Annotated in this window: 10 protein-coding genes; 5 read left to right on the forward strand and 5 right to left on the reverse strand. The window is 70.0% G+C overall.

Annotation, left to right across the window (positions count from 1 at the left end; all coding sequences use genetic code 11):
• Nucleotide 1 precedes the first annotated feature (1 nt).
• The gene (locus ACPYOG_RS09690) at nucleotides 2-1,042 is read right to left on the reverse strand and encodes a hypothetical protein (RefSeq protein ID WP_481294020.1); all 1,041 of its coding nucleotides are present in this window, start codon (nucleotides 1,040-1,042) and stop codon (nucleotides 2-4) included.
• A 93-nt stretch (nucleotides 1,043-1,135) separates the two neighbouring features.
• Between ACPYOG_RS09690 and ACPYOG_RS09695 the strand changes: the two genes are divergently transcribed.
• The 3 genes from ACPYOG_RS09695 to ACPYOG_RS09705 all read left to right on the forward strand — a co-directional run bounded on the left by ACPYOG_RS09695 (nucleotide 1,136) and on the right by ACPYOG_RS09705 (nucleotide 4,235).
• On the forward strand, nucleotides 1,136-2,473 hold the full coding sequence (locus ACPYOG_RS09695; RefSeq protein ID WP_481294021.1) for an ATP-dependent DNA helicase: 1,338 nt from the start codon (nucleotides 1,136-1,138) through the stop codon (nucleotides 2,471-2,473).
• 40 nt (nucleotides 2,474-2,513) lie between these two features.
• Nucleotides 2,514-2,867 (forward strand): FHA domain-containing protein, encoded by a 354-nt coding sequence (locus ACPYOG_RS09700; RefSeq protein WP_481294022.1) that lies wholly within the window; start codon nucleotides 2,514-2,516, stop codon nucleotides 2,865-2,867.
• Nucleotides 2,868-2,963: 96 nt separating this feature from the next.
• Nucleotides 2,964-4,235: a serine hydrolase domain-containing protein gene (locus tag ACPYOG_RS09705; protein WP_481294023.1), complete on the forward strand. Its 1,272-nt coding sequence runs from the start codon at nucleotides 2,964-2,966 to the stop codon at nucleotides 4,233-4,235.
• A gap of 39 nt (nucleotides 4,236-4,274) precedes the next feature.
• On the opposite strand, the gene ACPYOG_RS09710 is transcribed toward ACPYOG_RS09705, so the two are convergent.
• Genes ACPYOG_RS09710 through flgN form a run of 4 tightly spaced genes read right to left on the reverse strand, consistent with a single transcriptional unit; the run spans nucleotide 4,275 to nucleotide 7,458 of the window.
• Entirely contained in the window at nucleotides 4,275-4,658 is a 384-nt protein-coding gene (locus ACPYOG_RS09710) for a flagellar assembly protein FliW (RefSeq protein WP_481294024.1), read from the reverse strand.
• Entirely contained in the window at nucleotides 4,655-5,539 is an 885-nt protein-coding gene (flgL, locus tag ACPYOG_RS09715; RefSeq protein ID WP_481294025.1) for a flagellar hook-associated protein FlgL, read from the reverse strand. The genes ACPYOG_RS09710 and flgL overlap by 4 nt, the downstream gene beginning before the upstream one ends.
• Before the next feature lie 2 nt (nucleotides 5,540-5,541).
• Nucleotides 5,542-6,966 (reverse strand): flagellar hook-associated protein FlgK, encoded by a 1,425-nt coding sequence (gene flgK / locus ACPYOG_RS09720; RefSeq protein ID WP_481294026.1) that lies wholly within the window; start codon nucleotides 6,964-6,966, stop codon nucleotides 5,542-5,544.
• The gene (gene flgN, locus ACPYOG_RS09725) at nucleotides 6,967-7,458 is read right to left on the reverse strand and encodes a flagellar export chaperone FlgN (RefSeq protein WP_481294031.1); all 492 of its coding nucleotides are present in this window, start codon (nucleotides 7,456-7,458) and stop codon (nucleotides 6,967-6,969) included.
• Between the two features lie 382 nt (nucleotides 7,459-7,840).
• Here flgN and ACPYOG_RS09730 point away from each other — a divergent pair, with 382 nt between their 5' ends.
• Complete coding sequence (locus ACPYOG_RS09730) at nucleotides 7,841-8,650, forward strand: sigma-70 family RNA polymerase sigma factor (RefSeq protein WP_481294027.1); 810 nt, start codon at nucleotides 7,841-7,843, stop codon at nucleotides 8,648-8,650.
• Between the two features lie 86 nt (nucleotides 8,651-8,736).
• Nucleotides 8,737-9,588: a flagellin N-terminal helical domain-containing protein gene (locus ACPYOG_RS09735; protein WP_481294028.1), complete on the forward strand. Its 852-nt coding sequence runs from the start codon at nucleotides 8,737-8,739 to the stop codon at nucleotides 9,586-9,588.
• Nucleotides 9,589-9,604: the final 16 nt, after the last annotated feature.

The raw sequence follows: 9,604 nt of genomic DNA on the forward strand, positions 1-9,604 counted from the left end.
GCTACTGGGCGACGACGATGGCGAGGGAGCCGTCGCTGCGGATCGTCACGCTGCTGAGGATCATCGCGAACGGCTCGGCATCGCTGCGGGTGCTGACCGACCCGTCGAAGAGCGACTGCACCGTCACCTTCAGATGGGCGACGCCGGTCATGCGGTCGGTGGTCCACGAGGTGTCGCCCGGGCGGAGGCGCACGACCGGGTACGTGCTCATGGACCACGTCGGATCGCCCTGGACGCGGTCGTCGATCTCGATGCCGAACGGGCATCCCGCAGGCTGCAGCACATGCTGTTCCGCGCACCGGTCCAGGAAGGCGTTCACCTCCTTCTGAACAGCTGATGTGAAGGACGGTGTCGGCTCGGCATCCACGGTGGTCTCGGTGATGCTCCCCGGGCTCACGGCCGCGACCACCGGGGCGGCCCGGAGGTACGCCGAGGTATGGGACAGCTCGAGGGGCGCCAGCGGCAGGACCAGGTAGTCGGCCGAGACGGTGAAGGCACCGGCCGGCTGCTTCGGCGACGCGGAGCGCGGGCTCAGGATGTGGCCGCCGACGCTGAACGTGGTCGCGTGCGCGACGGTGATCCGGGAGATCGCGAGCGGAGTGGAAGCGAAGGACCAGGTCGGCAGCAGCCCGAGGACGGATCCCGTCTGGCGGACGCGGAAGCTCGCCGAGACCGAGCGTCCGTCCGCGGCGGCCTGGGCCACCACTGTGTGCACGCCGTCCGTCCCGGCCGAATCCGACGTGATCCGGATGTCCTCGATCGAGGGCAGGACATCGGAGCGCAGCAGCTCACGGGATGCGCCCGTCGGCAGGTGGGCGCTCTCCAGCGCCGCCGCCGTCGGAGCGGCGCCGGGCATGGCCAGCGCGGCCGCGACGTCGTGGGAGGCGACCGAGCCGGCGAACGCCTGCACGAACCCGCTCGGGCTGTAGTACGTCCGCTGGACGGCGCCGAGCCCCGCCGCAAAAGCGGCGAGGAGCAGCACGCCGACAGCCGACCAGAGCAGGACGGCCCGTCGGCGCATGCGCGCGTCCGCCTCAGCCATGAGGCCATCCTAAGGTTCTGTGGATAAGCGGTCCGGCGCCCGCGCGCAGGGTTAGAGTAGTGCGTCAGGTCGGGCGACATGGAAGGGGCGGGGATGGGACGGCTTTCCCTCTCGCCGGAGCAGCAGGCGCTGTTCGAGTTGATCGAGCACACCAGGGAACACGTCTTCGTGACCGGTCGTGCCGGTACGGGCAAGTCGACGCTGCTCAACCATCTGGCGTGGAACACCGAGAAGTCGATCGTGATCTCAGCGCCGACGGGCGTGGCCGCGCTCAATGTCGGCGGGCAGACCATCCACTCGCTGTTCCGCCTCCCCATCGGCGTGATCGCCGACCACGACATCGACCAGACCGCCGAGCTGCGCAAGCTGCTCAACAGCATCGACACGCTGGTGATCGATGAGGTCTCCATGGTCAACGCCGACCTGATGGATGCGATCGACCGCAGCCTGCGCCAGGCCAGGCAGCGCGCCGGGGAGCCGTTCGGCGGCGTGCAGGTGGTGCTGTTCGGCGACCCCTACCAGCTGGCGCCCGTCCCCGGTGGCACCGAGGAGCGCGCCTACTTCGCGGACACCTACCGCTCGATGTGGTTCTTCGACGCCAAGGTGTGGCAGGAGGCCGATCTGCGGATCGTCGAGCTGCTTCAGGTGCACCGCCAGCACGAGTCGGACTTCCGGTTCATGCTCAACGCGGTGCGTCACGGGCAGGTGACCAAGGAGATCGCCGACCGGCTCAACGAAGTCGGAGCGCGTCCGGCACCGGACGACGGGACCATCACCCTCGCCACGCGCAACGACACCGTGAACCGCATCAACGCGCAGGCGCTCGGGCGGCTGCCCGGCCGCGTGCTCACGGCGAAGGCCGAGGTGAGCGGCGACTTCGGCGGCCGGAACTATCCGGCGGACGAGTCCCTCGAGCTGAAGGTCGGCGCACAGGTGATGTTCCTGCGCAACGACGTCGGCCAGGGCGATGGGCCGCGGTGGGTGAACGGCACGATCGGCACGGTGACGAAGATCGACTCCACCGTGTATGTGGACGTCGACGGCGAGGTGCACGAGGTCGAGCCGGCGATCTGGGAGAAGTTCCGGTACACCTGGTCGCCGGCGACCAAGAAGCTGACGAAGGATGTCGTGGCCGAGTTCACCCAGTTCCCGCTGCGGCTGGCGTGGGCGGTCACCATCCACAAGTCGCAGGGCAAGACGTATGACGCGGCGATCGTCGACCTCGGCACCCGCGCCTTCACGTCCGGTCAGACCTACGTCGCCCTCAGCCGGATCACGACGCTCGAGGGTCTGTACCTGACGAGGCCGCTGCGGCCGAGCGACATCATGGTGGACCAGGACGTCGAGCGCTTCATGCGCGACGCGCGGCCCGTTTCGATGCCGGTCACGGCGGCAGCGCCGGGGGCGACGGCAGGGACAACGGCGCGATGAGCGGCCGTGCGGACGCGGCGAGCGGGAGAAGGGGACGGACGTGGCGGTGACCTTCGTGCTGGACTTCAGCGATGGCCAGCACGTGGAGACGAGCGGGAACGGTGTCATCGGCCGCAACCCTGCCGTGCACACACCAGGGACCGAGCTGGAGGATCCGGGCCACGTCGAGCTGATCACCGTGGAAGACGACGCCAAGTCGGTGTCGCGCGCCCACCTGGCCTTCGGCCAGTTCGACGGCGTCTTCTGGGTGATGGACCTCGGCTCCGCGAACGGGACGACGATCACCTACCCGGGCGATGGGACGTTCGCGTGCGACCCGAAGACACGGCACGAGGTGGATCCCGGTTCGGTGGTGCGCTTCGGATCGGTCTCGTTCGCCCTGACCCGCCGCTGAGCCCTGACCCGCCGCTGAGCGCGTCCATCCCTGTCCGCTTTCCGCTGCACGCTACAATCGCTGGACCACGCAGGGCGACCGTCGGGGGATGCAGCGATGCAACGTGACACGAAGTTCGGGCGGTTCGCGCTCGCCGCTGCCGCGGGGTTCGTGGCACTCATCCTGACCGGATGCACATCGACCGTGGGCCGCGCCGACCTCCCCCAGCAGCAGCCCGGCGGCTTCTCGAAGGATGTCGAGAAGCGTCTGTCGACGGCCGTCACGGACGCGATGGGCCTCGCCGATGCCTCCGCCGGCTTCGCTGGAGTGTGGGCTCCGTGGGCGGGCAGCTGGACCGCGGCGATGGGCACCACGACCCGTGGAGGTTCCACCCCGGTGAAGGCGGACATGACCTTCCGCATCGGCCAGAACACCGTGCCGATGACGTGCACCGTGTTGCTGGAGCTCGTGGACGAGGGACGTCTGGGTCTCGACGACCCGGTCGCCAAGTGGGTGCCGGGTCTGATCGGGGTGGAGGGCGTCACCATGCGCGAGCTCTGCCAGAACACCTCGGGGATCGGCGATTACGCCGGGCAGCTGAACGCCGAGTTCCTGATGAACCCGGCACGGCAGTGGCCGCCCCTGGAACTGGCGAGCGACGGCATCGCGACGCAGCGCTACGGGACCCCCGGCGAGAAGTACGGGCGTTCTCTGACGAACGCGGTGCTGGTCGGGATGGCGCTGCAGAACGTGACGGAGCGGAGCTGGCCGGACCTGTACAAGCAGTACGTCTTCGACCGGCTGGGCATGACGGCGAGCTCCCTTCCGTCGAGCTCCCAGCTCAGCGTGCCCGGTCCGCACGCCGCCGGGTACTCGGTCGGGGTGGATGCGGCCGGCGCGATCGTGTGCACACCGATGCGCGACGTCAGCCGACTGTCGCCGTCACAGGGCTGGACGGCCGGCGGTGTTGTGTCGAACGTTCCCGACCTGAAGAACTTCGCGCAGGCGCTCGCCACCGGGAGCCTCCTGAGCAAGAAGTCGCGCACCGACCAGCTGGACGCCGTCGTGGACGGCGAGTCGTGGCAGCGCTACGGCCTCGGCGTGCAGCTGCTCGGGCCGCTTCGCGGCAGCAGCGGCGCCATCCCCGGCTACAGCTCGGCGCTGTTCGCCGACCCGGCGTCGGGTCTGACGATCGTGGTGGCGCTCAACAACTCCACTCCGGGTCCTGCCTTCGCGCAGTCTCTCGCCCAGCGGCTCGCCTCGGTCGTCTCCAAGGTCCCGGCGAAGCAGAAGGGCGCCAAGGTCGTCGCCTCGCTCCCCTGGTCGGAGCAGCAGACCATCGACGCCATGACGAAGGCGGCGCCCTGCCCCAGGAAGAAGGCCGGCTGACCGGACGCCGCTAGGCGGCGGCCAGGACCGCCAGGGCCGCTAGGCGGCGGCCAGGGCCGCCAGCTCCGCGCGCACGGGGAACGCGTCGTCGTCGAGGACGAGCTGCAGTGCCGCTCCCGACGAACGGTTCACGATGACCGGCGCCAGCAGGTTCACGGTGCTGCCCTCGGGCGACGGGGTCACCACGACGAGCAGCAGGGCGTCCGCCGCCTCGAGGATGCCGAGCTCGGCTGCGCGGTCGTCGGGCAGCTCGGGCGCGTAGCCGGGGAGGTGGCGCTCGGCGTCGATGACGAACAGGCGGATCTCCGGGCGCTCGATCGAGGACAGGGTGAAGAGGCCGTCGGCACCGGACACCGCGTCCAGGTCGAAGGCGTCGAGCGGCTCGAGCCCGGGCGGCGGGGCGAGGAAGCGGACGGCGCTCATCGCAGGAAGTCCATGAGGGTGGGCTGGAGGACGCGAGCCGTGACGGCGATGGCGGTCTGGTAGTTCACGTCCTGGGTCTTCAGGTCGAGGATCACCTTGCTCAAGTCCACATCCTCGAGGGAGGAGCGCTGGGCCTCCAGGGCGTTCGCGCCGACGGCGAGGGCGTCGGTCGCCTTGTCGATGCGGGTCTGGCGGCCGCCCACTTCAGCGTGCTCTCCCACGATGGCCTTCATCCTGTCGTCGATCTGCGCGAGGCGCGGGGTGACGTTGACGCCGCCGCGCAGGTCGCTCACGGTGCCGTCGATCAGCGCGAACACGGACGAAGCGCCTGTCCCGAAGGCGGCGGCGCCGTCCGCATCCACCCGCACGGTCGTGTCGGGCCCGATCCTGCGCTCCACTGTACTTCCCGGGGCGCCCGTGAACGAGTAGTCCGGCTGGAAGGCGACCCCGGCATCCGAGTTGCCGGCGAAGACGGTCCGGCCCAGGTACGTGGTGTTCGCGAGCGAGAGCAGGCTCTTCTTCAGGCCGTCCAGCTCGGTGGCGATCGAGGCCTTGGCTTCGGGGGACATCGCGCCGTCGTTGGCTCCCTGCACGGTCAGGTCCCGGACGCGGTGCATGAGCGTCTCGACGGACGTCAGCGCCGAGTCCGCAGTTGTCAGCCAGGCGTCGCCGTTGCTCACGTTCCGCTGGTACTGCGCAGTGGTCGCCTGATCGGAGCGGACACCGAGGGCGCTCGCCGTGGCCGTCGGGTCGTCCGACGGCTTGGTGAGCAGGCGACGGCTGCTCGCCTGGTCGTACAGCTCGGCCTGGCGCTGCAGGCTCAGCTGCAGGTTGCGCTGGGCGTTCAGGGTCTGGGTCGCGTTGGTCACTCTGCTGATCACGGCTACCTCCCGACGATTCCGGTGTGGTTGATGAGCACGTCGATGGCCTCATCCATGGCGGTCATCACGCGCGCAGCGCCCTGGTAGGCGTGCTGGAACGAGAGCATGTTCATGTTCTCCTCGTCGAGGTCGACGGACGCGCCGGCCACCTGCGCGTTCACGGCGGAGGTCGTGGCCAGGTCCGCGAGATCGGACTGCTGCTTCTCGGTGTGGCTGGCCACGCCGATCCGGACCACGAAGGCGGCCCACTGCTTGTCGACGGCGTCCGGCCCCGTGCCGAGCTGGCTGATCGCGTCGGCGACGCTGCCGTCCGTCCCGCCGGCGCCCGCTGCGCCCGTCGCGATCTGGCCGACGCCGGTGGGGACGACGGACAGGCCGAGGGCGGCCGGCTGCGACGCGTCGATCGCGAAGAAGTCCAGGCCGGTGGCCCCGGTGGGCGTCGTACCGGTCTGGTGGACGGCGTTGACCCGCTGGGCGAGCGTCACGGCGAAGGCGTTGTAGCCCGCGGCGGCCTCGGCGAGCGCTCCCCCGGTACCGGATGCGTCGGCGGGCGCGAGCGTGGAAACGGCGCCCGCGATGGATCCGCCCTCCAGAGCGATCGCCGCGCCCGGCCGGTAGGCCCACTCGACGCGCGCCGGATCGGCGGCGGCGTCGGCCATCCGGGTCGCGCCGGCGACCTTCACGGCGTTCGCGGTGGTGCCCGAGACCAGCGCGTTCCCGCCGACCAGCACATCCACGGTGCCGTCCTCGTTCGGCCGCACCACTCCCCCGGCCAGTTTGGCGATGGATGCGGTGAGCACGTCGCGACGGTCCAGCAGCTCGTTCGCCGACTGGCCCGCGGCGAGGGACGTGCGGATGCGGCCGTTGAGATCGGCGACGGCGGCGGCGGCGGTGTTCAGGTCGGCGGCCATGCCATCCAGGGAGTCCCGCAGGGCGCTCCACTGGTCGTCCACGGCGCGGTAGCCGGTCTGGAGCTGGGTGACGAGGCTGGCCGCCTCGCCGAGCAGCACGCCGGCGGGCGCCTGCTCGCCCGCCTGGTTGGAGACGTCGCCCCACGCGGACCAGAACTTCTGCAGCTGCGCCGAGAGGCCGTCCGTGCCGGGCTCGTTCAACGACGACTCCAGCGTCGAGAGCGCGTCCGCACGGGTGCTGGTGTAACCGGACAAGGCGGACGTGGTGCGGACGCGCGCGTCGAGACCGGCATCGTCCAGCCGCTGGATGCCGTCGACGGTGACGCCCTGGCCCGGCCGGACGCCGCCGCTGAACAGCCCGGCGGAGGCGAGCGCGGGCACTGCCGAGGTCGCAACCCGCTGCCGGGTGTAGCCGGGCGTGTTGGCGTTGACCAGGTTCTGGCCGACCGCATCCAATCCCGCCTTCGCCGCCACGAGCCCCGTGTACGCGGTGTTCAGCGCGCCGAACGTGCTCACTCAGGCCTCCGTGTCGAAGAAGCGGGCCGTATCCCCGATGCTCCCCGCTCCGCCGGCGCCGTAGACGCCGGCATCGTCCCCGGTGCGCGACAGGGAGCTCAGCGTCTCCTGGGTGGAGCGGGCCGCCTCGCGCAGCAGTCGTTCGTTGGTGTCGCGCACCTCGGCGATCTGGGCGGTCAGCTCGGTCATGGCCGTCAGGTGCGAGCCGAGGATGTCGGACCAGATGCCGTTGGGGGCAGCGCTCGCCAGTTCGCGGAGGGTCGCATCCTGACCGAGCCCCCACTCCTCCGCGAGCGCGGCCACCTCGACCGTCCGGGCGAGACCCGTGGTGCGCATCCGCTCGATGACCTGCTCCACCTCGCGCGTGGCGTGCGAGATCCAGCGCGACTTCCCCGCGATCAGCAGCAGCTGCTCCTCCTCGAGCTTGAACAACAGGAGCTCGAGGAGCTCGCGCTCCTTCCAGAGCTGCGCTGAGAGCTCGCTCGCGGCCATGTCGCTACCAACTTCCTCGTGAGTCGATGTGCGCACCTGGTCTCCTCGGTCTGAAAGTCGGTGGATGGTGTCCCCGCCACATCAGACCATCGGCACGCCTGCGCCCGATGTTAGGCGCGCAGCCGCCGGCCGCGCCGCGCGACCTACCGCTTTTCGGTGGCCTGACAGTATTCCCCGTACTGGGGGTACGGTCTGCCCCCTAATGGGGACACCGCGAGTGCGACCTGAACGACCTCGAATTGTTACCGTAAACACCGCAAGACTCCTAGCACTCGTTCGGCACCCGACTAAGTCCGAGCATCCGCCGCACCGCCCGAGTACCGTGAACGCCTTCCCGGAGGCCGCCAGCCGGTACCCGTCCGATGAAGAGGGGTCACCCAGCGTGAACCGGATCGAACGCAACACGCTCGTCGTGGAGAACCTGCCGCTGGTCGGCTACCTGGTCTCCGACCTGTGCTCGCGCGCCACGCACCTCTCCCGCGACGACCTGGCCTCGGCGGGCGCCGTCGCACTCGTCCTGGCGGCGGGCGCGTACGACGCGACTCTGGGTGTCCCCTTCGGCGCATATGCCCGCACGCGCATCCTCGGCGCGCTCGCCGACGAACTGCGGGCGTCCGACTGGGCGACCCGCTCGGCCCGCAAGCGCATCAAGGAGACGCTGGCCGTGCAGGACAGCCTGAGCGCGGCCCTCGGGCGAACCCCCAGCGTGGACGAGATCGCCGACGCGCTCGGCGTCGACCGCGAGACGGCGGCCGCTGGTCTCGCCGACGCCGCTCGCACGGTCAGCGCGCTGGACGAGACGGTCGAACCGCTGCTCGTCACGGACCTGGCCGGCCCCGAGGACTCGCTGCTGGCGAACGAGCAGACCGCGTACGTGCGCGCTGCGGTCGCGGCCCTCCCCGACCGGATGCGGTCCATCGTCGAGGCGATCTACTTCGACGACCGGACGGTCACCGAGATCGCAGACGAGCTCGGGATCACGCACTCGGCCGTGTCCCAGCAGCGTTCGGAGGCCATCCGGCTGATGCGCGAAGGGATGGCGACCCACTACGCGGACGACGGCGACCCGATCCTCGAGGCGAAGGCGTCCCAGGCGCGGCGCAGCGCCTACCTCGCACGCCTGGCGCAGCACGCGGTGGCGGGCGTCTCGCGCCTCTCCCCCACCTCGCCGAGCTCGGCCCGCGCATCCTGAGCTAACGGGATGCGGCGAGCCGCCGATAGAGGCTCATGCGGACCACGGACGGGCCGCGAACACCACCCAGTCATGGAGGAAACATCATGGGTATGCAGATCAACACCAACGTGGCGGCGAACAACGCCTACCGCAACCTGAACAACACGCAGAACGAGCTCTCGAAGTCGCTCGAGAAGCTCTCCAGCGGCCTCCGCATCAACCGTGCGGCGGACGACGCGGCAGGCCTCGCCATCTCGGAGGGCCTGAAGGCGCAGGTCGGCGGTCTCACCGTCGCGGCCCGCAACGCTCAGGACGGCATCAGCGTCGTGCAGACCGCGGAAGGCTCGCTGACCGAGGTCCACTCCATCCTGCAGCGCATGCGCGACCTCGCGGTGCAGGGCGGAAACGACTCGAACAACGCGACCTCGCGCTCGGCCATCAAGACGGAGGCCGACGAGCTGGGCAAGGAGCTCGACCGCATCACCAACGGAACCAACTTCAACGGGATCGACCTGCTCAAGGGCGGCTCGCTGAACTTCCAGGTGGGCGCCGGTTCCACCGCGAACGACACCATCCAGGTCGGCCTGGCCGATGTCGCCACCGCCGTCGGCACCCTGTCCGGCGCGGCGGGCGCCACCGGCTTCGACGTCACCAGCAACGCGACGGCGAACACCACGATCACGGCGATCGACACGGCGATCACCGCGATCTCGACCGCCCGGTCGCAGCTCGGAGCATCGCAGAACCGCTTCGAGTCCGCTGTCCGCAGCCTGAACGTCTCGAAGGAGAACCTCTCGGCCGCGTCCAGCCGCATCACGGACACCGACATGGCGGAGGAGATGGTGAAGTACACACGCTCCAACATCCTGTCGCAGGCCGGCACGGCGATGCTCGCCCAGGCGAACCAGTCCAACCAGGGCGTGCTGCAGCTGCTCCTGTCTCTTATACACATCTGACGCTGCCGACGACGGA

The sequence above is a fragment of the Leifsonia sp. HAY1-4F genome (genome assembly GCF_056755275.1).